This is a genomic window from Diaphorobacter sp. ED-3, from assembly GCF_027625375.1.
Lineage (GTDB): Bacteria > Pseudomonadota > Gammaproteobacteria > Burkholderiales > Burkholderiaceae_C > Diaphorobacter > Diaphorobacter nitroreducens.
In genome coordinates, this window is the sequence record NZ_CP115182.1 from 2,434,275 (window position 1) to 2,457,769 (window position 23,495).

Sequence of the window (23,495 nt, forward strand, 5' to 3'; positions counted from 1 at the left end):
CTAAATTCTATGGATATGAGCATTTTCGGTTCGTGCCTCCATAGAAATGACATCAAAGGAGTCATGCATGCAGATTCAATATAGCTATCGAGCTATCGACAAAGAGTTTCATGAACCATGGCAGAGAGCTTTGGGAAATGTGATCGAGCGCGACCTCAAGCCATTGCTCGACAAACACACTAAAGATTCAGTTCGACTTCAAATCGTCCTTGATCGCGACAAGACCAAGCGGCAATTTCTGGCCAGTGGCTATATGCACCTGCCCGGCAAAAAGATTGTCAGCGTTACTGCGTCACATGACGAGCTGACGCCCCTCGCGCAGACACTCGTACAGTCGATGTTCCGTCAGGCCAAGAAGCATTTTGACCGGCTGCATGCTCAGGACCAAATCAAGCGCAAAGCACGACGCGAGCGCTTGCGCGAGCTCAAGGTGCGAATTGCCGCAAAACCCGCGTCAGCCGCCCATGAGGCCAAAGTGACCCGAATGCCTCTACTGTCGAAACTTGAGGCTGTCGCAAGGCGTGAGCTGGCTTATCTGCGTGCCGTCGGCGATTTACCGCGCGATTATCCGACGCTGCGCGACGTGGTGGATGAAGCGATTGTCCAAGCTGAGGTGGAATGGCAATCCGTGCCGGAAGAAAAAGCGGCTTACTTCGGTCTTCTGAAGCATCTGTTCGCCGTCCTGGATCACGAAGTGGCAAACAGCCGGCAATTTGGCGAATTCGTTTCTCTGGACGCGCCGGTCGAAGCGGATGCCCAGGACGTCGCCGAGGCCATGGTGGAAGAGGAAGTCTTCGAATTTTATCAGCCCGATGACACACTCAGGCTGGCCGATATCATCGCTGACAGTCAGCATCCCGATGCCGCAACGATCGCGGAACAGGAGGAGCTAGTTGATCGGTCGAGCGAGTTCGCTTTTGCATTCGACCTGCTGAAGGACATGCCGCGTTTGTGGCGGCGCATTTTTCTGCTTATCCGTGTGGACGGGCTGGATGCCAGCAGCGTCTCTGAAATCCTGCTGATTCCTAGTAAGGAAGATACTGTCCAAAGGTGGCTCATGCAGGCCGAAGCGTTCATCGCTGCTCATTTGGAAGAGGCCGGAGTAAGCAAAGACGGGAACGATTGGCTCCAAGGCGTTGATTGGTCGGCATTGTCTGTGACCCGAAGCGCGGCAGCCTCACTGTGGTCCAAGGAGGCGAACCATGAAGAATGATCTTCACCTCGTCTGTCCGCATTGCCAGTCCATCAACCGCGTACCGACTGCGAAGCTATCGGAACATCCCAACTGCGGCCGCTGCCAGCAGCCCTTGTTCACGGGCGAACCCATCGAGTTGACCACGGCGACGTTCTCGCGCCACGTGGAGCGCAGCGACCTGCCACTGTTGGTCGATTTCTGGGCACCTTGGTGCGGGCCGTGCAAGATGATGGCCCCGCAGTTCCAGCAAGCGGCGCGCCAGCTCGAACCCAGGGTCAGGCTGGCCAAGGTCAATACCGAGGCAGAACCCCACCTGGCCGCGCAGTTCGGCATCCGCAGCATTCCGACGCTCGCCCTGTTCCAGGGTGGGCGGGAGATCGGGCGTCAGGCCGGCGCCTTGGGCGCGCAGGACATCGTGCGCTGGGCATCTGCACAGGTGGGGCGTTGACCGATGCAGGACTTGCTCGGCGCCACCCTGATCCTGCTGGCGGCATGCAGCCTCGCGGCGGTGGCGACGGCGGCGTTCAGGGTACCCGCCTTGCTGGGTTACCTCGCCGTCGGCGCCTTGCTGGGCCCGTCGGTCAGCGGTGTAGTCGCGCCGGGAGAAGCGCTTGATTTTCTGTCCGAGCTGGGCGTGGCCCTGCTGCTGTTCATGGTTGGGCTGGAGTTCTTCCTCGGGCACTTCTGGCTTTCCCGTAAAACCGTATTGGCGGCCGGCAGCTTGCAGATGATCGCTGTCGCCAAGCCACTGACCTGTTGATGTGGCTGGGACAGCCAGTTCAGAGCGCAGAGCGCTGCGTTGCTCAGCACTGCGGCGGCCATGTCGTCCACAGCGCTGGTCAGCCGACAGCTGGCCGACCAAGGCGAGCTCACCACCCGCCACGGCCGCAGCGCCATCGCCGTGCTGGTCTTTCAGGACCTGGCCAGCGTACCCCTGCTGGCCCTGCTGGCGATCTGGGCGCGCGGCGAGTCGCCGAAGATCGAGAGCGTGCTGCTCGAAGTGTTGGGCGTGCTGATGTTGTTCGCGGCAGCGGCCTTCGCCTCCCGTCGTCTGTTACATGGCCTGCTGGGCTGGGTGGCGCGGCAGGGCCACGAAGAATCCTTCGTGCTGGTTTCCTTGTGCGTGGTGGTGGTTGCCGCCGCTGCTGCACACGCGGTCGGCGTATCCGCGCCGCCCTGGGTGCGTTTTTGGCCGGCATGGTGCTGGGCGAGAGCGACGTCCGGCACCACATGGAAAACCACCTCAAACCGTTTCGCGATGTGTTGTCGGGGGTGTTCTTCGTGACTGTCGGCCTGCAGCTGGACGGAGCACAGATTCTTTCGGCACCGCTGGCGGTGCTGGCGTGGCTGGCAGTGCTGGTACCGGTCAAGATCGGGCTCAACACCCTGGCCTTGCGGGCGACGCGCCTGTCCGCCCTCGATGCCTGGCGCACGGGCATAGCGTTGGGGCATGGCGGCGAGTTCGCCCTGCTGTTGTTGGGCATGGTCTTGCAGCAGCATCTGATTCCCGCGACCGTCGTACAACCCATGCTGGTCGCGCTGGTGCTCAGCATGGCCTTGGCACCGCTGCTGATCCGCCATCACGATGTACTTGCCCGGTTCTTGAGCCGCACCGGCGGCGTCATTCAGCCACCCCAGGCTGAAGAAGTCGAGATCGCCGCGCAGACGGCGCGATATCGAGACCATGTCATCGTTTGCGGCGCGGGCGAGCTTGGCCTGACAGTCAGCGAGATTCTTCGCCACGCCGGCGTGGCGCATCTGCTGCTGGAGGCGGACGCGCAGAAGGTCGAGGCCGCGCGTGCCGCCGGCGTGCCGGTGTTCCATGGCGATGCGAGTCGGCCCGATACCCTGCTGGCTGCCGGGTTGGCGCAAGCGCGTCTGGTGGTGCTCACGTTCGCCCATGCCCAGCAAGTGCTGCGCATCGCCCAGGCGATTGCCGAGCGCCGTCCGGCGCTGACCTTGTGGGTGTCATGCAGAAGTACGACCGCGGCCGATGCATTTCGCGCCATGCCCAACGTGCGTGTGTACCAGCAATCCTTTGCCGCAGGCCTTGGGCTGGCGGAACAAGTGATGTCGTCGCTTGGCATGTCGGCCGAGCTCGTCGAACGAAACATCAGTGCGATGCACCGCCGTCTCGACAGCGGCAATGTCGCAGGGAGTCCATCTGCATGAAGTCAACAGGCCGCAATCCATTTCAGGTCTTCCGTGACCAATGGGCCATCATGAGTTTATACGAGCGCTTCGAGCAGGTCGTCGCCCTCGTTCTGTCGGCGGTAATTGCCGTCATCATCGTGGTGTCGCTGTTCCAGCTCATCGCCATCGTCTTCACGCTGCTGGTCCTCGATGCCTTCAATCCCCTGGATCACAAGGTATTCCAGAGTGTGTTCGGCATGATCATGACGCTCTTGATCGCGATGGAGTTCAAGCATTCCATCGTGCGCGTGGCGCTGCGTCGGGACAGCATCATCCAGGTCAAGACCGTGATCCTCATCGGCCTGATCGCGCTGGCGCGCAAGTTCGTGATCCTCGACCCCGAGGCGAGCCCCGCAAAGATAGCCGCGCTGGCAGGCGCCACGCTGGCTCTGGGTGCGACCTACTGGCTGCTGCGCAAGCGCGACGACCGCGCCGCCGAGACATCTGAGCATGATCCGTCATCATCCCAATGACCCGCGCGCGGCGTTGTTGCAACACCGCTGGCTCAACCGCCTGCAGACCGGGCTGTTGATCCTGACCCTGGTCGAGATCGCAGCCGCCGCAGGAAGCCTGCTGTTCGGGGAAAGCGGCCTGTGGCTCGCGCTGTTTGCCGTTGCAGGCACGCTGCTGCTGGAACCGGCAGCCGCATCCGCCTTGACCTTGCGCCTATATCGCGCCCGGGCGCTGCACCCGCACGAAGCCCCGGAAATTTGGCCCCTGTTGCACGAGCTGTCCGCCCGTGCCGGTTTGCCCGCAACGCCGGTGCCGCACTACGTGCCCAGTGCCGTCGTCAACGCCTTCGCCACCGGATCGAAGCAGGAGGCATCGATCGCCCTCACCGATGGCCTGCTGCGCCGCCTGAGCCCACGCGAGCTGGCGGGTGTGCTCGCGCACGAGATCGCGCACATCGCCAATGAGGATCTGCGCGTCATGGGGCTGGCGGATTCCGTCAGTCGCCTCACGAGCCTGCTGGCCCTTATGGGACAGATCGCGATCCTGCTGAGCCTGCCCGCGCTGCTGGTTGACGCGGCGGATGTCTATTGGCCTGGTTTATTGTTATTGGCCGCATCGCCCCAGCTGGCCCTGTTCGCACAGCTCGGCTTGTCTCGCGTGCGTGAGTTCGACGCTGACCGCCTCGCTGCGGAACTGACGGGCGACCCGCAGGGGCTGGCGTCCGCGCTGCCGAAAATCGAGCGGGTCAGCCGCTCATGGCGTGCCTGGTTGTGGCCGGGACGGGGCAATCCCGAACCCTCCTGGTTGCGCACGCATCCGGCAACGCAAGAGCGCATCTCACGTCTGCTGACGTTGGCGCCTGGGCCAGCATCAGCGTTGCCACCCCACGCGCCCCATTTCTTGCCGGAATCCGCTTTGACGCCGCGCCCACCGCGCTGGCGCCCGAGCGGACTGTGGCGCTGATTGCCTATCAACAGGAGACTTCTCATGGCCTACCCCGACCCGTACGCGCGCCCGCCACAGGACCACTTTATCCGTCGCTGTCTCTTCATCACCGCCTGCATTGCCGCGCTCATGCTGCTGTGGCAGTTATTGCCCGCCATCGAGGCCTGGTTCAGTCCGCGGGAGGCGGCAGAACGCACTGTGACGGCGCGCGGCGACCTGGCGGCGGATGAGAAAGCCACCATCGAATTGTTCGAGAAATCGCGCGCCTCGGTGGTCTACATTACCACCGCGCAATTGGTACGCGATGTCTGGACGCGCAACGTGTTCTCCGTGCCGCGCGGTACAGGCTCGGGTTTCATCTGGGACGACGCCGGCCACGTCGTCACCAACTTCCACGTCATCCAGGGAGCGTCCGAAGCCACAGTCAAACTGGCCGACGGCCGCGACTACCAGGCCGCACTGGTGGGGGCAAGCCCAGCGCACGACATCGCTGTACTCAAGATTGGCGTCGGTTTCAAGCGCCCGCCGGCCGTGCCGGTCGGCACCAGTGCCGACCTCAAGGTGGGTCAGAAGGTGTTCGCTATCGGCAACCCCTTCGGCCTGGACTGGACGCTCACCACTGGTGTCGTCTCCGCGCTCGACCGCTCGTTACCCGGAGAAGCGGGCGGCCCGGCCATCGATCACCTGATCCAGACCGACGCCGCCATCAACCCTGGCAACTCCGGTGGGCCGCTGCTCGATTCGGCAGGAAGGCTCATCGGCATCAACACGGCGATCTATAGCCCCTCCGGCGCCTCGGCCGGGATTGGTTTCGCCGTACCGGTGGACACCGTCATGCGCGTAGTGCCGCAACTCATCAAGACCGGTAAGTACATCCGTCCGGCGCTGGGCATTGAGGTGGACGAACAGCTCAATCAGCGCCTGCTGGCGCTGACTGGAAGCAAGGGCGTGTTCGTGCTGCGTGTTACCCCTGGTTCGGCAGCGCACAAGGCCGGCCTCGCGGGTGTCGAAGTCACGCCGCAAGGCATCGTGCCCGGCGACCGCATCATCGGTGTTGATGGCAAGGCGACGGACGATGTGGCTAAGCTGCTCGCGCAGCTAGACGACAGGAAGGTCGGCGATGTGGTGGTCTTATCAGTGGAACGGTCTGGCAAAACGCGCGAAGTGCGTGTGGAGCTGCAACCCGGGAATTGATTGAACTGAACCTGTGGATCAGGCGGTAGTGCAGCGTCGCGGCGATTGAGGTTCTCAGGTCTTCGGCCAGGTAGCGTTCCGCCTCAACCTCCGTAATTTTCGGATGCGATCTGCCTATCCGAATAGGCAAGCATGCAACGCCGGAACCTCTTGCCAATCATCGAAGGAGAAAGCGAGGCGCAATCCGCATGAGGTGGACGCAGGCCAGGAACGAGGCAAACAGGAGGCCGCATTGGAACTCAGACTACTGCGCTATTTCGTTGCGGTCGCGGAAGAACTGCATTTCGCGCGAGCGGCCGAGCGCCTTGGCGTAGAACAATCGCCTGTGTCGCGCGCAATGCGCAATCTCGAAGCCACGCTCGGCGTGCAGTTGTTCGACCGCAGCGCGCACCAGACGCGACTGACCTGGGCCGGTCAAGTGTTCCTCGGTGAGTGCCGGCGTGTGCTGGCCACCGTTGAGCAGGCGGTGAGTGCCGCAAAGGCGGCGGCGCAGGGCTATCAGGGTTATCTGCGCATCGCCGGCGCAGCCCCACATTGCCGCCTTGCTGGCGCGCAGCCGCGAGGAAGAGCCCGAACTGGAGATTCGCGTCTTCGAGCTGCCTTTCGCGCAGCAGCTCAAGGGCCTGCACAACGATCTGCTGGACATCGGCTTTGCGCTGTCGGACGCGGTGAGCGAAGGCCTTGTCGCCGAGCCCGTGTGGACCGATCCTCTGTCGGTGATCGTGCCCGTGCGCCACCCCTTGTTGGCGCACGCGGAAGTGCCATTGGATGAAGCCTTGAAGTTTCCGTTGGTACTGTGCCATCCGGACGCGGGATCGGGCTGCCACCACCAGATCCAGGCGGTGCTTCAAGGTGCGTCCAAGCCGCTCAAGCTGGTAGATCAGGTGACGAGCCTAGGCGTGATGCTGACTCTGTTCGGTGCCGGTTATGGCCTAGGTTTCGCCATTGCATCGCAGGTGCAGACCCTGAACCGCCCCGACATAACCGTTCGCCCCTTGGCCGGCACGCCGCCCATGCTGTCCACCTACCTGCTGCGCCGCAGCGCCGAACCCTCTGAGCCCATGAAGCGGTTTCTGCAGCGCGCCCGCGAGGAGTTCCTGCCAAAGGGAGATGAACCGGCCTCGTGACGCTGAGCGCTCGGGTACATTGGCTATTGCTGGCTGTCCATGGCTCGCACTGGACTTGCTCGGAACGCGCGTTGACCAAGCGTGGTTTTTCAGTCTATTATTATGTCCATCTCGGTTCGCCGAGTGCGGAAAACTCTTTATCAATCAACGAGTTAGGGGCACGATGATGTTCCCATCGCCCGCTCCAGCATTCCGGCAAGGCGTGCTGCAACGCGGCCTTCCGGCTGCTCTCCCCTCCCCCACTTTTCCACACACTAATCCGTCAGCGGGCGCAGTTTCAGCCGACTGTCAAACCGCCGCGCCTCTCCGCTGAGGGGATCGGTAAAGGCAAGCGTGCGCGCCAGCAGTTGCAGCGGGTTGGAATAGTCCCCTTCCGGCGGGTCGTTCACCTCCGGGTAGAACGCATCGCCGCGCAGCGGCAGGCCCAGCGCGGCCATGTGCACGCGCAACTGGTGGCGCTTTCCGGTGATGGGCTCCAGACGGTAGCGCGCCCAGGGTGACGCAACCTCCAACACGTCGATGTGCGTGCGCGCGTTGGGCGTGCCGGGCACCTCGTGCATGCGGAAAAAATGGCCGCTTTCCTCCAGCCGGCTTTCATGGATGCACGGCAGCGGCAGGTCGGAACGCCACGGTGCAACGGCCTCATAGACCTTGTGCACCCGTCTGTCGCGAAAGAGGGCCTGGTAGGTGCCGCGCGTTGCCCGCTGCACGGAAAACAGCACCAGGCCCGCCGTGTCGCGGTCGATGCGGTGCACGGGGGACAACTCGCTCAGGCCCAGCCGGCGCTTCAAGCGCACCAGCAGGGTTTGCTGAAGATAGCGGCCCGCGGGCACCACGGGCAGAAAGTGGGGTTTGTCGGCCACAAGGATGTGCGCATCCTGGTAGAGCACGGTTTCGTGGAACGGCAGCTCGTGCTCGGGCGGCAGTTCGCGGTAGTAGTAGTAGCGTACGCCCGGCGTGAACGGGCTGCACTCCGTGGCGGCCGTGCCGAACTCGTCCACCACTTCGTTCGCGCGCAGGCGGCGCAGCCAGTCCTCGCGCGACACGGCGGGCAGGCGCTGCGCGAGGAAGTCCACCAGAAGCCCCTGCCCCGCCGAGGGCAGAACCACACAACTGGGGTTGACGCCGTCGCGCATGGGCAGGACCCGGGGATCGTGGCTGTTGTGCATGGGGCCGCGATTGTAGGGGCCCCAGGCTCCCGCTCCATGCACCAATACTATTTTTTTGATAGCTACCAGCGCTTGATGGTAAAGCGCTAGATGCTATTTTGTCTTGGGTTACAAACCGAGATCACGAAGCGCGATCCACGCCGTCCAACGCCTCGTCGATGGCTTGCTTGATCCGTGCGAGTGTGTGCAGGTCTCCCTCCGATCCTTCCACGGGTGCCCAGCGTATGGCGTCCATATGGGCTATCGCGTGTTGCGAGATGGCCGCCACGCTGACCTGGACCGGCGTGCCGGCAGCGACGTGCGTGGCCTCAGGAATAGGAATGCGGATCAGGAAGCCGCGATAACCCTCTTCCAGGACCTGGGGCAGCGCAGGCGTTGCATCCATCGCGGGGGCTCCGGTGTCATGCGACCGCGGGCTTGCTCTCGCCCGATGCGATGGCCGCCAGGCCGCGCACCGCGGCATCGCGCGAGGTCCAGTGGTCATGCGGCAGGGGCAGCGTGCGTCCATCCACCTGGGCATGGGCGTAAAAGTAGCGGCGGCCATCCGGCGCCAGGCACAGCATGCCGGAATAGGTCACGCTGTCGGCCACGCCGAAGATCGTTTCCTGGGTGAGTGCGTCGGTCGTTTGCATGAGGAGCGCCTCGGTGTAAGTGAATGCAATGGCGCCATTCTTGAAGCAACAGCTGTGGTTCAACGTAGGCCAAAGGCGCATGCACGCCCCGGCGCCGTCCTATGGGTGGGCTGTAGGACAAGCCCGGCAATCGCCGTACGCACGGCCCAGCGCGAGGATGTTCGCACTAGCATGGCTTCAAACACCACTCCGCGCCCTGAGGCAAGGCACACCCGTTTGGCCAGCTTGCGGCGCCTTTGCCATGCCCCCTGAGAACACGCCCCCCGCCGCCTCCCTCCCCCCCCCGTTCCACGCGCCAGCGCGTACTGCGCTGGACGCTGGGCACGATAGGCGCAGTGGTGGCGGCGCTGGTCCTGTTCATCGTGGTGCTGGTGAACTGGGACTGGAACCGCGCCAAGCCCTGGGTGAACGACAAGGTGAGCGAGGCCACGGGGCGCACCTTCTCCATTGATGGCGATCTGTCGGCTGAGTGGCACTGGCCCCAACCACTGGAAGAAGGCTGGCGCCGTTGGGTACCCGGTGTGACCGTGCGTGCCCAGCAGCTCTCCCTGAGCAATCCGGAGGGCTTTGAGGTGCCGGAAGCACCGGGCAAAGGCACGGACCAACTGCCCGCCCTTCCCCCGCGCCCCGAGCCAGCCGCACCCGCAGGTGATGCCGACGCGCCCACGGCGGCAGCAGCGCCTGCGTCTGCGGGTTCGGCGGCGTCCGACGCCGCGCGCGCCGTCGCGCTGAAGGAGGGGGATACCCAAGCGAATGCTCCGGCACGCCCACCCACGGGCATGGGCACCATCGCCAGCGCCAGCGCCACATTGCGCCTGCTACCGCTGCTGTCCCGCACGCTGCTGCTGGACACGGTCGTGCTGACGTCACCCGACATCGTGCTTGCGCGCCGGCAGGACGGGCGCAACAACTGGACTTTCACGCGCTCCCGTGCCCCACAGAGTACGGCTGAGGACAATCCTTGGGATCTGCGCGTGAACCAGCTCGTCGTGCGTGGCGGCTGGCTGGGCTATGCCGACGGCCTGAAGGATTTGGCGCTGCGTGCCCGCATCGACACCCTGCCCACTGGTGCACCGCAGGCCGAAGGCAAGTACGGCATGAAGATCGCGCTGCAGGGCACCTACCGCAAGGCGCGCATCACCGGAGAAGGACTGGCAGGACCGGTGCTGTCGCTGCGCCAGGAGGCGGCGCGCTATCCGCTGCGCTTTTCCGCACGCTCGGGCAGCGTGCAGACACGGGTGGAAGGCGTGCTCAACAATCCCGCCGCGCTTTCGGGCATGGATCTGCAGGTGTTCGTGAAGGCGCCCAGCATGGCGGACCTGTATGAACTGACCGGCCTGGTGCTGCCCAACACGCCGCCGTTCCAGGTCGAGGGGCGCCTGCTCGGCAACCTGGCACCGGCCAAAGCGGTGTGGGAATACCGCGACTTCAACGGCACCGTGGGCAGCAGCGACCTGCACGGCAGCCTGACCTACACAGGCGGCGAGCCCCGTCCCAAGCTGCAGGGCCATATGACGTCCAAGCAACTGCGCCTGGCGGATCTGGGCCCGGTCCTGGGCGCGCCCAGCGGCGTGCGCGCACAGGAGAAAGGCACCTCGCGCCGCCCCGGCAAGGTGCTGCCCGATGCCCGCTTCGCCACCGACCGCTGGGGCGCCATGGATCTGGACCTGGCATTTGCCGGGCAGAAGGTGGTGCGCCCCGACAGCCTGCCGCTGGACAACCTGAGCGTGCGCGCGGTGCTGGAAGACCGCCAGCTGCGCCTGACACCGCTGCGCTTTGGCGTGGCCCACGGCCGCATCGACTCCAACGTGCTGCTGGACAGCCGCACCGATCCGCTGCAGGTGCAGTTGCAGGGCTCGGTCCAGGGCCTGCAGCTGTCGGCCCTCTTTCCCAAGGTGGAGCGCATGCAAAAGAGCCTGGGGCGGCTGGACGGCGCTCTAGCGCTGACCGGCCAGGGGCAGTCGGTGGCGCGCATGCTGGCCACCAGCGGGGGCGAAGTGCGGCTGTACATCCGCGACGGCACGCTGAGCAAGGAATTGCTGGATCTGGCGGCGCTCAACCTGGGCAGTGTCATCGTCTCCAAGCTGTTCGGCGACGACAAGGAGGTCAAGCTGCGCTGCGCCGTGGCCAACCTGGACGTACAAGGTGGCGTGGCCACCACGCGCACCGTCAAGCTCAACACCGAGGAGGCCATCGTCGAAGCCAAGGGCACGGTGGACCTCGGCGACGAACTGCTCAACCTGCGCATCACGCCCGATTCGCTGAAGTGGAAATTCTTCTCACTGCGCACGCCGTTGTATGTGCGCGGCACCTTCGCAGATCCGCAGGTGGGGGTAGAACCCGGGCCGCTGCTGCTGCGCGCGGGGGCGGCGGTGGCTGCCGCCCTCACGGCGCCCGCGGCGCTGGCGCTGCTGCCGATTACCGTACCCGCCGCCGAGGACGACGCGCAATGCGCTGCACTTTTGGCCAAGGCCGGCGCGGCACCGGCATCTGCGCCGGCCAAGCCCGCCTCGCGCGCTCAACGTTAAAGCAGCCCACAAGGCTCGCCAATACAGCGCCAACAGCTATTGTTTTAATAGTTTCTGGATGCGCGGCCTGGGGACACGCACTGGTCGTGCTCACTGCACGGCCGGAACCGTGAGTTGCACACACAGACCGCGGCCTTCCTGCGGCAACAGCTCCAGCCAGCCCGCAACCGCCGCCGCACGCGAGCGCATGCTGTCAATGCCGCGTCCCAGACTGTGGCACGCGGGCTCGCCGCTCGGCAGCCCTGCGCCGTTGTCCGCCACCTGCAACTGCCACGCCCTGCCCTGCAGCGTTTGCACGGAGTGCAGGCGGATCACGAGCGCCGTGGCGTCCGCATGCTGCAGCACATTGCTCACGGCTTCCTGGACGATGGCGGCTATCTCCCGCGCCACCTTGCCTTCTGGCAGGGCCAGTTCATCGTGTGGCGCAATCTCCCAGTGCAGAGCGATGCCGCGCCGGTCCAGCGCAGGCTGGATGCGGTGGCGCAGCCGCGCGAGCCGGTCCGCCAGGGAATCGTCCTCGCCGTCCATCGAATCCACCAACAGGCGCAGGTCGAGCAGGCACAACTCCAGCGACTGCATCAGCGTCCCGTGTTCGGGATCCCGCTCGTCCACCAGGGCGATGGCGTTGACAAGTTGGGATCCCACCTGGTCGTGCAGGTTGCGTGCAATGCGCTCGCGCTCGCGCTTCACATCAGGGCTGGGCCGGATGCTACGCCGTGGGCGCCACTGCAGTGCGCGCGGCAACTGCACGATCAGCAAGATGCCCAGCACTACCAGGGCCCCCAGGCCCAGCAGCTTCCAGCGCAACTGCGCCTGCAGACTCAGTTGCTCCGCAGAGACCAGCAGCAGGGTATCAACGGACATGGCAAGCAACCAGATAGCAACGCAGGCGATTGCAAAGGCCGGCGGACGGGTGCGAAACATGGAAATCTCCCTCATCCCTGCGGCAGGTGCGACGGACGTTTGTGCGCCCAGGCGGCTCTTCTTTCAGAACAGCCCGCGCAGTGACGCGAAGCGCACGGCCTGCGCCCGCGTGCGCACCTGCAGCTTGCGGTAGATGTTCTTGATGTGCGTGTTCACGGTCAGGCTGCTGATGAACAGCCGGTTGCCGATCTCGGCGCTGGTGTAACCGCTGGCCACCATGCGCAGCACTTCTTTCTCGCGCTGGGACAGGCGCTCGGTTTCCTGCTCCACGCGCCGCTGGGCGTGAGGGGCCGCGGCGCCGCTCGGGTCAAACCGCTGCAGCAGGCGACGCGCAAGGTTGGGGGTGATGGAAGCACCGCCGTTGGCCACCTGCAGTACCGCCTGGGGATAGCTGCCGAACCATGAGTTCTTGACGAGATAGCCCGTGGCACCCAGTTCAAAGGCGTGCAGCACCTGCTCATCGTTCTGCATGATGGAGATGACGATGGCCTCGGCCGTGGGGCGCACCGACTTCATGTAGTCGATCAGCATGAAGCCCTCGCCATCGCCGAGGTTCAGGTCCACGAGCATCACATCGAACTCATGCTGCTTGATGGCCTTGCGGCCCTCGCGCACGCTGGTGGCCTGCGCCACCAGCAGCGTACGCTGGTCGCTCATCAGCTCTTGCGCGATGACGCGCCGCATGTGCGCATCGTCATCCACCAGCAAAACGCGCACAGGCTTTTCTAGCTGCCCCGCCAGAAAGTCCGGCCAGATGGAGGGCGGATTCTGGTGCATGGCGAATTGGCCTGGGGTGACAGACGTCCCCCGCGGAGCGGCCATTGCACCAGGAGGATCGTTGACGGGCAGCATAAAGAAGTCTCCAGACGGGGGCGCCTGTTGGGGGCCCCTCAGCGTTTGCACACCGTAACCACGGAAAGATCATCCCAACGCCTTGGGTGCTTTCCTCACAGGAAAACAAATTACACCGAAACATCCGGAGATATTCGTAATTTCTTCGTGAGTTACCTGACTCACATTTTGAAACTAACGCAGATAAGGGATAAACCTCGCTCAAACACATTAATGGGAAATTTTCCCTGCCAAAGAATATGCAGGGCGTGCCAGCCGTTTTTTGCAGTCCCGCCCGGTCCGGCCTTCACTGGCAATAAACACATCCCATCCGCAGAGATTCGGTTGTTACCGAATGACACTACCTGAGAAACACCCCTGCGCCGGTCCTTTTCAGCGCCTCTCTTGGCCCTCTTTCCTCTCTGACGCATGCATTTGCAGTGCTGTCAGAGCGCCCCCTTCTTCGGCTACCCGCGATGGGAGATGGATGCCGGAGGCCCCCCTGCGGAAACTGGAGCCAGACAAAAAGACGGGCGGCCTCCGGCATTCCTCCTCGGGTCGGGCGCGGTCTTTCTTCTTGTCGATGCAGCCGTGACACCGGTCATAACCCAAGCCACCGGAGGGCGCGGTCTTTTTGACACGTTATAGGAGAGACAGTCATGAAAGTTCTTGCATTTTTTGCGTTGAGTGCCGTCGCGACTGCTGCCATGGCAGTGCAACCGCCCAGCACCATCACCCTGAATGGGCCGTCCGTGCAAATGACCAACTCGGTCGGCACCGCCATCTCCAATACGTCCGGCGCACACAACGAGGCATTGCAAAACATTGCCTCCAACGCCGGCCCCGTGCAGGTATTTGCTGGGGGCTCGTCTACACAGACCGCCAATTTGGGCCTGGGTGCCGTGACCAACGAAGCCAAGGGTGACGACGCCCTTGCCCGCCAGAACCTCGCCAGCAACAACGGCAAGGTGGAAATCCGCGCTGCTTCCAGCCAGACGGTGAACAGCCTGGGTGCCGTGCTGAGCAACCTGGCTGACGGCAGCGATGCACATGCCACCCAGAACGTCGCCTCCAACTACGGGCATGTGGTGGTAGCGGCAGCTTCCACCCAGACGGCCAATTTCATCGGTGGCAGCGCAGTCAACCAGGCCAAGGGCTCGCACTCGTTCGCGGTGCAGAACATCTCCTCCAATGACGCTTGCGCCGAGGATCCCTGCCCCGGCGGCAACTGCTATCGCCCCAACTGGTGAGTCCGCGAGCGCCGGGCCTACTGAAGGCCTGGCGCTTTTTGTGCAGGTTGCTTGAGGAGATTCGCCATGCTCAGTCGCGCAACACGCTTCCTGGCGCCCGCCACGGCAGCCCTGGCCCTCTGCGCCGCGGCACCCGCCTGGGCCGCGCCGGGAGAAGACCCGGTGGTGCTGGATAAGAAGGTCAATGTGCAGATGCAGCCGTTGCCTTCTGCGCCGCGCTCCGGCTACATCAACCACGACACCGGCCTGCCCGCCTGGCAGCAGGCGCGCCTGACTCGTTACGTGGCCAAGGCGTTCTCTGGCGATACCACGGGCATCGTGACCGAAAAGGACGTCGTCAACGCGGTGAACACGCAAGGCTCCAAGGTCGTGTGCTCGCAATCCGTGGGCAGCAACTTCGGCACCGCGGCCTCGGGTGGCACCGGCAAGCCCGGCGCCGACCAGGTGGTGGTGCTGCGAGGGGATCTGGTCAATATCTGCTGGTGACGGCCACCAGCGTGCGGGCGCGGCCGGGCATGCGCCGCGCGCCTGCTCGGCCGCGCCAGAGGGTTGGATAACGCGAAGACGAGAGGGCTTTGCCATGAACACCGCAACCACACTTCCCCGCGGTCCTGGCCGCAACGGCGCCCCACGCCGTGGCGCTGCCTGGCTGATGCTGGCGGGCGCTCTACTGCTCAGCGCCTGCACAACGCCGCTAGACCCCCGCAAGGACGCATCGCTGCAGCAGGCGGCTTATACGACGGACCGCCCCGTCGTGCGCCCGACGCGCTCGGTCTCCAGCTTCTCGGATTCGCTGATGTGCATGGACCACATGCTGCGCGCCGCGCAGGTGCCCACCACGCTCATCACCAGCAAGCAGGTCATCGACTATTCCAGCCGCGTGCCCGTTGCTGCCAAGGACATGATCATCACCTCTCTGTCGCAGATGTCGCGGCTGTCCAACGCCTTCCGCTACGTGGACTATGAGGTGGACATCGTGCGCCAGGATACGGTGCAGAACCTCACCACCATCTTGCTCAACAACAACCTCATGCAACTGCAGCGCCCCGCGCTGTACGTGTCGGGTGCCATTGCGTTCGTGGACCAGAACGTGGCCACCAACCGCTTCGACGCCGGCACCTCCGCCAGCCGCCTGGACACAGGCTACAGCCGCAACCGCTCGGCCACCGTGATCGGGCTGGAGATGCACCTGGGGGACTTTCGCACGCGCACGCTGATTCCCGGACTGGACTCAGCCAATGAGGTGGTCATCGGCAGCGGCAGCCAGGGCCTGGACGTGGCCGGGCGCATCGGCAGCTACGGCGTCAACTTCAACGTGGGGCGCGACTACGCGCTGGGCGCCGGCGGCGCCATGCGCACGCTGATTGACCTGGCCACCATCGAGCTGGTGGGCAAGTGGGCGCGCGTGCCCTACTGGCAGTGCCTGACGCTGGAACAAACGCATCCCGACTTTCAGCGCCAGATGCGCGACTGGTTCGACGAAAGCGGCGGCGTAGGCCAGGCCACGCTGGTGCAAAACTCGCTGATCGCCCAGGGCTACCTGCAGGCGGGCACCGACCTGCTCGCGCTGGACTCGCCCGCGCTGCGCACCGCGCTCACGCAGTTCCAGATCGACAGCCTGCTGGTGCCCACCGGCGTGCTGGACTTCTCCACCTACGAGCGCGCGATGCGCCACTTCGTGACGTTGGCACCCGATGGCTCCCTGCAACGGGTGGGCTGGGGCCCGTCGGGCCCCACCGGCAGCATGGCCGAGAACAAAGGGGATTCCACGCCCGTGCGCACCTCGGGCCTCGTGCTCACCTCCACCACGCCCCCGCCACGGCGCATCGACATGCAGATCGAGAATGCGCTGCCTCCGGGCATGGAACCCACTTTCGAAGTCGGCGAGCAGGTGTTCGTGTCGGCCACCGTGTCGCGCACCTCACACATGTACTGCTACTTTGCCGACCCCTCGGGCAACGTCATGCGACTCACGCCCAACCAGGTCACGCCGCATTCGCTGGTGGCGGCGAACCAGGCGCTGCGACTGCCCGACTGGCTGGTGCCCAACCCGGCCTTCATCATGGACGCGAGCCGCCCTGGCACCGAGCGCGTGGCCTGCTTTGCCGCCGAAACCGACGTGCTGCCCCGGCTGCCCGCGCCACTGCAAGGCGCAGGGCTGGTCAACATTCCCGGCTACCGCACCATCGAGGACATCGACAAGGCCTTCCAGCAGGGCGTGGGCACCAGTGGCTACGTGAAGTCCGAGGTGTACTGGAAGACCCAGCCCAAGAAAACCCAGCCCGCGGCGGCCGCACCTGCCGCCCCGCAGCCCGCGAAGCGCTGAGGGCGCGGCCCGCCCCACCTCGCCATGACGCCCCTGCTCCGCCCTTTCGCGCCCCGGGCCGGTGCCGCCCTGCCGCCCGGGGGCAGACGACTGGCCCTGCCGGCCGTGCTGCTCCTGGCATGCACGCTGCTGGCTCCGGCCCAAGCGCGCATCGAAGCGCTGCCGCAGCCCGCCATCCAGCCCAGCCAGGGCGGCGGCGACTTCACGCCGCCGGCGGTGCAGCCCGCGGCCCCGCTGATCGAGCCATCCGGCTCCTCCAGCGTGCCGCGCATCCAGCCCTCCGGCCAACCCCAGGCCGAACCGTTGCGCCTGCCCCAACCCGAGGACGAGGCCACCCTGGCGCAGTTGCGCCGGTTGCGCGCCACGGCCCTGGCGCCAGCGCGCAAGGGCAGCGCAGCGGAAAAGGCCGCCGCGCGCAGCGCCTGGGTCCTGGGCCTGCTGTACCTGCACGGCGAGCGCGTGCCCCTGGACCGCACGCAGGCGCGGTACTGGTTCGAGCGCGCCCGCGCGCTGGGTGAGCCCTACGCCAGCGCCGGCCTGGCCTGGTGCGAGATCGATGGCTGCGTGGGCCCGCCGCAACCTGCGGCCGCGCGCCCGTGGATCGCCCAGTTGCGTGCGGTGGACGCGCCGCTGGCGCTGCTGCTGGAATGGTGGGCGCAGGAGCGCCTGGCCCCGCTGCCGCCTCCCGCCGCCGCACCGCGCGCGCCGGATGCCCCCCCACAGGAGAACGGACACGCAGCCCTGCTGCAGCGCGCCGCCCAGGCCGGCAGTGCCCAGGCGCTCAACGAACTGGGCCTGCGCCAGATCGCCGCGGCGCGCTTGCCCGATGCGCTGGCACAGTTCCGTGCGGCGGCGCCGCGCTCGCCCGCGGCAGCCTCCAATGCCCGGCTGCTGGCCAGCCGCATGGAGCAGACCATCAGCGCACAGCCCGCCCCGCACACGGCCGACGAATGGCTGGCGCAGGCGCGCCGCTACCACCGCGGCGACGGCGTGCCGTCCAATTACACCGAAGCCATCCGCCTGTACCAGATCGCCGCCGCCAGCGGCAGCCGCCCCGCCAAGCGCATGCTGGAGCTGATCTACTCGCGCCCCGCGCCCGACGGCACGATCGATGTGGCCTGGATGCGCCAGCTCTCCACCATGGAGCTGTCGCCCGAGGGTTCGGTGCTCACCCTGCAGCCGCCGCCCACACCGCAGCTGTTCGTGCGCGACCCCACGCCGCTGTACGCGCTGATTCCACAGGAATGGCGCTCGGGCCGGCCCGTGGGGCCACGCTGACTATCGTTTTGATAGCTGTCAGCGCTTGTCACATAAGCGCCAGAGCCTTATTTCTCTTGAAACTCAATGGAAGTCGCGGCTGCCGTCCAGCGCCTGCGCCAGGCGGCCCAGCAGCGGCGTGAGGTCCTTGAACCGCTCGCCCACCAGGTGGCGCACGGCCGTGTCCGCGCCCGGTGCGCGGGCACACTGCCACACGCCCTCCACCGCCAGCAGGCGCGAGCGCAGCAGCGCGCTGCGCCAGCGCTCCAGCCGCGCGGGCCACACGATCACATTGACCGAGCCGGTCTCGTCCTCCAGCGTGACGAACATCGTGCCGTTGGCCGAGCCCGGCCGCTGGCGCACGGTGACGATGCCGCAGGCACGCACGCGCCGCCCATGGGGCGCCGATTGCAACTGCTGCGCCGTGGCCAGCCGCCAGCGCTGCAGCTTCTCGCGCAGCAGCGCCAGGGGGTGGCGCCGCAGCGTCAGGCCCGTGGCGGCGTAGTCCCACAAGATGTCTTCGCCCTCTGGTGCGGCGGGCAACTGCGGGGCGGCCTCATGCACGGGCGCGTCCTGTAGCAGCGGCGGAGCACGCAGCTGGGCCGCGGCGTCCCACATCTGCTGGCGCCGGTGGCCCGCCAGCGCGCGCAGCGCATCAGCCGCGGCCAGGGCCTGCAGATCCTGCCGGTCCAGCCGCGCGCGCAGGGCCAGGTCTTCGCTGTTGACAAAGGGGCCGCTGCCGCGCGCCTGCACCAGCCGCTCGGCGGCCGCCGCGCCCAGCCCCGCCACCAGCCGCAGGCCCAGGCGCACGGCCGGCTGCGCCAAGGACACGCCGGCAACGGGTGCCAGGGGCTCCTCCAGCGTGCAGTCCACGTCGCTCGTCGCCACGTCGATGGGCAGCACGCGCACGCCATGGCGGCGCGCGTCCTGCACCAGTTGCGCCGGTGTGTAAAAGCCCAGCGGCTGCGCATTGAGCAGCGCGGCCAGGAAGCACGCGGGCTCGTGCCGCTTGAGCCAGCTGCTGGCGTAGGCCAGCAGCGCAAAGCTGTAGGCATGGCTTTCGGGAAAGCCGTATTCGCCAAAGCCCAGAATCTGCTGGAACAGCCGGTCGGCAAATTCCGGCGGGTAGCCGTTCGCCAACAGACCGTCCTTGAAGGGCTTCTCGAAGCGGTGCACCTCGCCCTTGCGCCGCCAGGCGGCCATGGAGCGGCGCAGCTCGTCGGCCTGGCCCGCGCTGAAGCCCGCGCCGTCGATGGCGATCTGCATCACCTGTTCCTGGAAGATGGGCACGCCCAGCGTGCGCCGCAGGGCGTTGCCGAGCTCCGGGTATTCAATGGGGAACGGCTCCTCGCGCTTCGTGCGCTGCCTGCGCTGCCACTGGCGCCGGCGCTCGCGCGCCTGCAGGTAGGGGTGCACCATGCCGCCCTGGATGGGCCCGGGCCGCACGATCGCCACCTGCACCACCAGGTCGTAGAACTCGCGCGGCTGCAGGCGCGGCAGCATGCTCATCTGCGCGCGGCTCTCGATCTGGAACACGCCCACGGTGTCAGCGCGGCAGACCATGTCGTAGGTGGCCGGGTCCTCGGGCGGGATGTCGGCCAGGTCCCATGATTCGCCCCGCAGCGCGGCACGCATTTCCAGGCAGCGGCGCAGCGCGCTGAGCATGCCCAGCGCCAGCACGTCCACCTTCAAGAGGCCCATGGCGTCCAGATCGTCCTTGTCCCACTGGATGATGGAGCGCCCGTCCATGGCGGCCGGCTCCACGGGCACCAGGCGTGTGAGCTTGCCCTCGGTGAGCACGAAGCCGCCCACGTGCTGGCTCAGGTGGCGCGGAAAGCCGCGCAACTGGCGCGCCAGCTGCAGCCACAGCGCGGCCGTGTGCGCGCCCAGCGGCTCGCCCAGGCGCTCGGCCAGCGCCAGCAGGTGCTCCGTGGCCAGCACGTCGTCGAACCAGTGGTGTTCCTTGGCAAACGCATCCACCAGCGCCGGCGCCACACCCAGGGCCTTGCCCACGTCGCGCAGGGCGCTGCGCGTGCGGTAGCTGATGACCACCGCGGTGATCGCGGAGCGATCGCGCCCGTACTTGTCGTAGATGTACTGGATGACGGTCTCGCGCCGGTCGTGCTCGAAGTCCACGTCGATGTCGGGCGGCTCGCTGCGTTCGCGGCTGATGAAGCGCTCGAACAGCAGGCGCGTCTTCTGCGGGTCCACCGCCGTGATGCCCAGGCAATAACACACCGCCGAGTTGGCCGCCGAGCCCCGCCCCTGGCACAGGATGTCCTGGCTGCGCGCATAGCGCACGATGTCGTGCACCGTGAGGAAGTACATCTCGTACCCACACTCGGCGATCAGCGCCAACTCCTTTTCGACCTGCGTCGCCACCGCTTCTGGCACGCCATCGGGGTAACGGACACGCGCGCCCTCCCAGGTGAGACAGGCCAGCGTCTGGCTTGCCGTCATGCCCGGCTGCACGGTTTCCAGCGGATAGCGGTACTTGATCTCGTTCAGGCTGAAGGTGCAGCGCGCCGCCACCTGCAGCGTGGCCGCCAGCAGCGCGGGCGGGTACAGGCCCGCCAGCCGGCTGCGCGGGCGCAGGCGCTTTTCGGCATGCGGCTGCAGCGCGAAGCCGCACGCGGCCACGCTGCGGCCCAGGCGCACGGCGGTCAGTACGTCCTGCAGCGGCTTGGCCGCGCGCGAGTGCATGTGCACGTCACCCGCGGCCACCAACGGCAGGCCCAGCTGCGCGCCGGCCTGCGTGAGCGTGCGCAGCCACAGACCGTCGTCCGGCGCGGTGTGCAGCTCTACCGCCAGCCAGCAGTTAGAGCCAAATAGGCCTCTAACGCTTTCTAGACAAGCGCTGACAGCTATTAAATCAGAAGCATCCACAAACGCCTCACGACGGAGCGCCAGCAGCACCTCGCAGCCCTGCAGCAGCGCCCAGGGCGACTGGGCATCCACGCGGTAGCCGCCCTTGCCGGCACGCTGGCGCGCGGCGGTGATGAACTCGCACAGGTCGCCCCAACCCTGCACGTCGCGCGCCAGCGCCACGATGCGCACGTCGCCCCAGCAGAACTCGCTGCCCACGATGAGCGGCAGTCCCAGCGCCTGCGCCGCGCCATGGGCGCGCACCACGCCGGCGACGGAGCATTCGTCGGTCAGCGCCAGGGCGCTGTAGCCCAGTTTGTGCGCGCGCTGCACCAGTTCCTGCGGGTGCGAGGCGCCGCGCTGAAAACTGAAGTTGCTCAGCGCGTGCAGCTCTGCGTAGGCGGGCAGCATCATCCGTACACCCCCTGCAAGAACCAGCCGCCCGTCGCCCGGTCGCGGAAGATCCAGACGGTGCCCGCCGCCGGGTTGTGGGCAACGAAATAGTCGCGCCGCACCAGGGCCGAGCCACCGTCCTGCGCGCCATTGTGTGCATTGCCGTGCACATCGCTCTCGTCGTCGTTCAGGTCCGCTGCGGCCTCCCACCAGCCGGTTTCCACGCGCTGCGGCCCGTCCAGCAAGCGCAGCGGCTGGCCGTGCAGGCAAGGCCGGCTGCCGCGCAGGGCCAGCGGCCGCGCAGGCCGCACGAGCCAGGGCGGAAGCAAGGGCGCGAGGGTGCAGTCCTGTGCGGGCGCCGGCGGCGCGGCGCGGGCCGCCAAGGCCGGTTGCCACTGTTGCATGCATTCGGGACGGTGGTCTGCCTGGGACCGCGGCACCCGCAGGCTGTCCGCGCCCAGGCGGGCCGAGAGGCGCTCGACGAACTGGTGCCAGGGCTCGCCCTGCCCCGCCCCCGCGTCGCCTGGCTGGGGCGGCAGCAGGTCCGCGCTGGCCTGTGGCATGGGCGCGGTTTGCAGGCTGCGCAGCGCCAGCCGGCTCACGGGCGCGGCCAGGCGCTGGTGCGCCAGGCGCTCGGCCAGCAGGCGGCGCAGGTGCGCCATGCCCTGCAGCGGCTCGGCCGTGCGCAGCGTGAGGCTCTGCCAGGGGGGCAGGTCCACGCCGTCGATGCGGCGCAGGTCATGGCGCCAGGCCAGCTCCAGCGCCTGCACGCCCTGGTGGCGCGCGCGCAGCCAGCCCTGCAGCGCATCCAGCAGACGCTGGCCGGCCCACAGCAGCGCGGGGGCCGATTCGGCCAGCGCGGGCAGTTCCAGCTCCAGCGCGAACTGCTCGGGCAGCGTGATCCAGTCCAGGCCATGCGGTGCGTCGCCCCAGGCACGGTCCAGCGCCGCCAGGGGTTCGGCGCCGAAGCGCCGCGCCACCCCGGCGCGCGGCAGCGCACGCACGGCGCCCCAGGTGCGGCAGCCCAGCTGCTGCAGCGCCTGGGCATGCGGGCGCAGCGCCGAGAGGGTGGCAACCGGCAGATCGTGCGGCAGCCGCCGCGGCACGGGCCGGCCCTGGCGCTGCAGGCGCAGCAGGGCCAGGGCTTGCAGCGCCGTGGGCGCACTGGCCCAGAGAGGTCCGCCCTCCAGGGTTTCGGGCCCGGGGGGCGCGTGGTCACGCAGCAGGCTTTGCAGAGCGGCGCGCCCGCCCCACAGGCGTTCGGTACCGCTCACCTCCAGCAGCAGCGCTTCGTCCACAAGGGCCACGCGCGGCGTGAAGCGCAGCGCCCACCAGCCCTGCGCGGCAGGCGGCAGGCCCATAACGGGCCCGGTGGCGGGCCCGGTCGTGGCCTCAATGGGTGGCAAGTGCCAGGCAAGCCAATGCATCCTCCACCTCCTGCGGTGTGCGGCCCCCCATGCCCCAGGCGGCCGCCTGCACCTGGCGGCGCCATTGGGCCTGTGCCTGCAGCGCCGCGGCCAGTACCGGCGTGCGTGCGGGCAGCGCCACGGGCTGCGCCAGCGGCGGGCCGCGCCGCTTGACAACATGGACGTGCAGCTCCTCGCCCTGCGGTTGCAGCCACAGGCGCAGCGGCGCGGGCGATGCCTGCGCGCGCGAGCGCTCGGGGCGCATCACCCACAGCAGTTGGCGGTGCTGCGCGGCCGCCAGCTGCAGCCGCCGCAGCACGGCGGCAGGCACCTGCGGCAGCCAGGCCAGCACGGCGCGCACGTCGCGGCAACGCAGCGCCTGCTCGCAAGCCCATGCCGCGGCCATGTCCGCACGCGGGCTGGGCGGGTGAATGCAGCACAGCCGGTCGGCGGTAAGCCCCAGGGGTTGCAGCGCCGGCAGGAAGGGCTCCAGCGGCGGCGTGACCAGTACCGCGTGTCCTGGGCCTTGCGCCAGGTGCGCGGCCAGGGCCGGCATCACCAGGGTCCACTCGGGATGGGCCTGGGGAGGCAGCAGCAACTCGCTCATGCACCCCAACGGCCACCCCCCACCGGGCAGTTGCGCATCCAGCGGCGCATGGCCCGTGGCCACCGCCGGCTGCGGCGCTTGCGCCCAGGCATCGCCCTGCCAGACGCCGGGCAGTGCGTTCAGGGAAGAGGAAAGAAAAGCCGCCATGCAAACCGCCGATAAATACTGTTCAAATATAAGGGGTATCTATTTAGCTCCAG

At 66.9% G+C, this 23,495-nt stretch carries 19 protein-coding genes and 2 pseudogenes; 13 read left to right on the forward strand and 8 right to left on the reverse strand.

The window, feature by feature from the left end:
- Positions 1 to 67 precede the first annotated feature (67 nt).
- The 8 genes and pseudogenes from PCQ86_RS11945 (at position 68) to PCQ86_RS11975 (ending at position 7,107) form a co-directional block, all read left to right on the forward strand.
- Positions 68 to 1,213 carry a hypothetical protein gene (locus PCQ86_RS11945; RefSeq protein WP_270173826.1) on the forward strand — a complete coding sequence of 382 codons (1,146 nt, stop codon included), beginning with the start codon at positions 68 to 70 and terminating at the stop codon, positions 1,211 to 1,213.
- Positions 1,203 to 1,643 (forward strand): heat resistance system thioredoxin Trx-GI, encoded by a 441-nt coding sequence (gene trx-GI / locus PCQ86_RS11950; protein WP_012761376.1) that lies wholly within the window; start codon positions 1,203 to 1,205, stop codon positions 1,641 to 1,643. The genes PCQ86_RS11945 and trx-GI overlap by 11 nt, the downstream gene beginning before the upstream one ends.
- A 3-nt stretch (positions 1,644 to 1,646) precedes the next feature.
- Positions 1,647 to 2,480, forward strand: a pseudogene (locus PCQ86_RS19865) (cation:proton antiporter).
- The gene (locus PCQ86_RS19870) at positions 2,393 to 3,367 is read left to right on the forward strand and encodes an NAD-binding protein (RefSeq protein WP_442874411.1); all 975 of its coding nucleotides are present in this window, start codon (positions 2,393 to 2,395) and stop codon (positions 3,365 to 3,367) included. The pseudogene PCQ86_RS19865 and the gene PCQ86_RS19870 overlap by 88 nt, the downstream one beginning before the upstream one ends.
- On the forward strand, positions 3,364 to 3,861 hold the full coding sequence (psiE-GI, locus tag PCQ86_RS11960) for a heat resistance protein PsiE-GI (RefSeq protein WP_270173827.1): 498 nt from the start codon (positions 3,364 to 3,366) through the stop codon (positions 3,859 to 3,861). Before PCQ86_RS19870 ends, psiE-GI begins: the two co-directional genes overlap by 4 nt.
- The gene (locus PCQ86_RS11965) at positions 3,839 to 4,804 is read left to right on the forward strand and encodes a zinc metalloprotease HtpX (RefSeq protein ID WP_270173828.1); all 966 of its coding nucleotides are present in this window, start codon (positions 3,839 to 3,841) and stop codon (positions 4,802 to 4,804) included. Before psiE-GI ends, PCQ86_RS11965 begins: the two co-directional genes overlap by 23 nt.
- A gap of 24 nt (positions 4,805 to 4,828) precedes the next feature.
- On the forward strand, positions 4,829 to 5,980 hold the full coding sequence (locus tag PCQ86_RS11970) for a S1C family serine protease (protein ID WP_270173829.1): 1,152 nt from the start codon (positions 4,829 to 4,831) through the stop codon (positions 5,978 to 5,980).
- Positions 5,981 to 6,212: 232 nt separating this feature from the next.
- A pseudogene (locus PCQ86_RS11975) lies at positions 6,213 to 7,107 on the forward strand (LysR family transcriptional regulator).
- A 254-nt stretch (positions 7,108 to 7,361) separates the two neighbouring features.
- Here PCQ86_RS11975 and PCQ86_RS11980 read toward each other — a convergent pair.
- The 3 genes from PCQ86_RS11980 to PCQ86_RS11990 form a co-directional block, all read right to left on the reverse strand.
- Positions 7,362 to 8,276: a pseudouridine synthase gene (locus PCQ86_RS11980; protein ID WP_270173830.1), complete on the reverse strand. Its 915-nt coding sequence runs from the start codon at positions 8,274 to 8,276 to the stop codon at positions 7,362 to 7,364.
- A gap of 121 nt (positions 8,277 to 8,397) precedes the next feature.
- Positions 8,398 to 8,661, reverse strand: a complete 264-nt coding sequence (locus PCQ86_RS11985) for a hypothetical protein (RefSeq protein ID WP_270173831.1) — start codon at positions 8,659 to 8,661, stop codon at positions 8,398 to 8,400.
- Between the two features lie 16 nt (positions 8,662 to 8,677).
- Entirely contained in the window at positions 8,678 to 8,908 is a 231-nt protein-coding gene (locus PCQ86_RS11990; RefSeq protein WP_041839010.1) for a hypothetical protein, read from the reverse strand.
- A 338-nt stretch (positions 8,909 to 9,246) separates the two neighbouring features.
- Between PCQ86_RS11990 and PCQ86_RS11995 the strand changes: the two genes are divergently transcribed.
- Positions 9,247 to 11,436: an AsmA family protein gene (locus tag PCQ86_RS11995; protein ID WP_270173832.1), complete on the forward strand. Its 2,190-nt coding sequence runs from the start codon at positions 9,247 to 9,249 to the stop codon at positions 11,434 to 11,436.
- Between the two features lie 90 nt (positions 11,437 to 11,526).
- On the opposite strand, the gene PCQ86_RS12000 is transcribed toward PCQ86_RS11995, so the two are convergent.
- Both PCQ86_RS12000 and PCQ86_RS12005 read right to left on the reverse strand, forming a co-directional pair.
- Positions 11,527 to 12,300 (reverse strand): sensor histidine kinase, encoded by a 774-nt coding sequence (locus tag PCQ86_RS12000; RefSeq protein ID WP_270173833.1) that lies wholly within the window; start codon positions 12,298 to 12,300, stop codon positions 11,527 to 11,529.
- Positions 12,301 to 12,423: 123 nt separating this feature from the next.
- The gene (locus tag PCQ86_RS12005) at positions 12,424 to 13,137 is read right to left on the reverse strand and encodes a response regulator transcription factor (RefSeq protein ID WP_162844542.1); all 714 of its coding nucleotides are present in this window, start codon (positions 13,135 to 13,137) and stop codon (positions 12,424 to 12,426) included.
- A 761-nt stretch (positions 13,138 to 13,898) separates the two neighbouring features.
- Between PCQ86_RS12005 and PCQ86_RS12010 the strand changes: the two genes are divergently transcribed.
- The 4 genes from PCQ86_RS12010 (at position 13,899) to PCQ86_RS12025 (ending at position 18,045) form a co-directional block, all read left to right on the forward strand.
- Positions 13,899 to 14,441, forward strand: coding sequence for a hypothetical protein (locus PCQ86_RS12010; RefSeq protein WP_270173834.1), 543 nt, complete (start codon positions 13,899 to 13,901; stop codon positions 14,439 to 14,441).
- Between the two features lie 66 nt (positions 14,442 to 14,507).
- Entirely contained in the window at positions 14,508 to 14,927 is a 420-nt protein-coding gene (locus PCQ86_RS12015) for a hypothetical protein (RefSeq protein ID WP_011805218.1), read from the forward strand.
- A gap of 94 nt (positions 14,928 to 15,021) precedes the next feature.
- Positions 15,022 to 16,767, forward strand: a complete 1,746-nt coding sequence (locus tag PCQ86_RS12020) for a DUF4384 domain-containing protein (protein WP_103738925.1) — start codon at positions 15,022 to 15,024, stop codon at positions 16,765 to 16,767.
- A gap of 24 nt (positions 16,768 to 16,791) precedes the next feature.
- Positions 16,792 to 18,045 carry a hypothetical protein gene (locus PCQ86_RS12025; protein ID WP_270173835.1) on the forward strand — a complete coding sequence of 418 codons (1,254 nt, stop codon included), beginning with the start codon at positions 16,792 to 16,794 and terminating at the stop codon, positions 18,043 to 18,045.
- Positions 18,046 to 18,108: 63 nt separating this feature from the next.
- On the opposite strand, the gene PCQ86_RS12030 is transcribed toward PCQ86_RS12025, so the two are convergent.
- Genes PCQ86_RS12030 through imuA form a run of 3 tightly spaced genes read right to left on the reverse strand, consistent with a single transcriptional unit; the run spans position 18,109 to position 23,442 of the window.
- Positions 18,109 to 21,303: an error-prone DNA polymerase gene (locus tag PCQ86_RS12030; RefSeq protein WP_270173836.1), complete on the reverse strand. Its 3,195-nt coding sequence runs from the start codon at positions 21,301 to 21,303 to the stop codon at positions 18,109 to 18,111.
- The gene (locus PCQ86_RS12035) at positions 21,300 to 22,709 is read right to left on the reverse strand and encodes a Y-family DNA polymerase (protein ID WP_270173837.1); all 1,410 of its coding nucleotides are present in this window, start codon (positions 22,707 to 22,709) and stop codon (positions 21,300 to 21,302) included. The genes PCQ86_RS12030 and PCQ86_RS12035 overlap by 4 nt, the downstream gene beginning before the upstream one ends.
- Positions 22,675 to 23,442: a translesion DNA synthesis-associated protein ImuA gene (imuA, locus tag PCQ86_RS12040; protein ID WP_270173838.1), complete on the reverse strand. Its 768-nt coding sequence runs from the start codon at positions 23,440 to 23,442 to the stop codon at positions 22,675 to 22,677. The genes PCQ86_RS12035 and imuA overlap by 35 nt, the downstream gene beginning before the upstream one ends.
- Positions 23,443 to 23,495 lie beyond the last annotated feature (53 nt).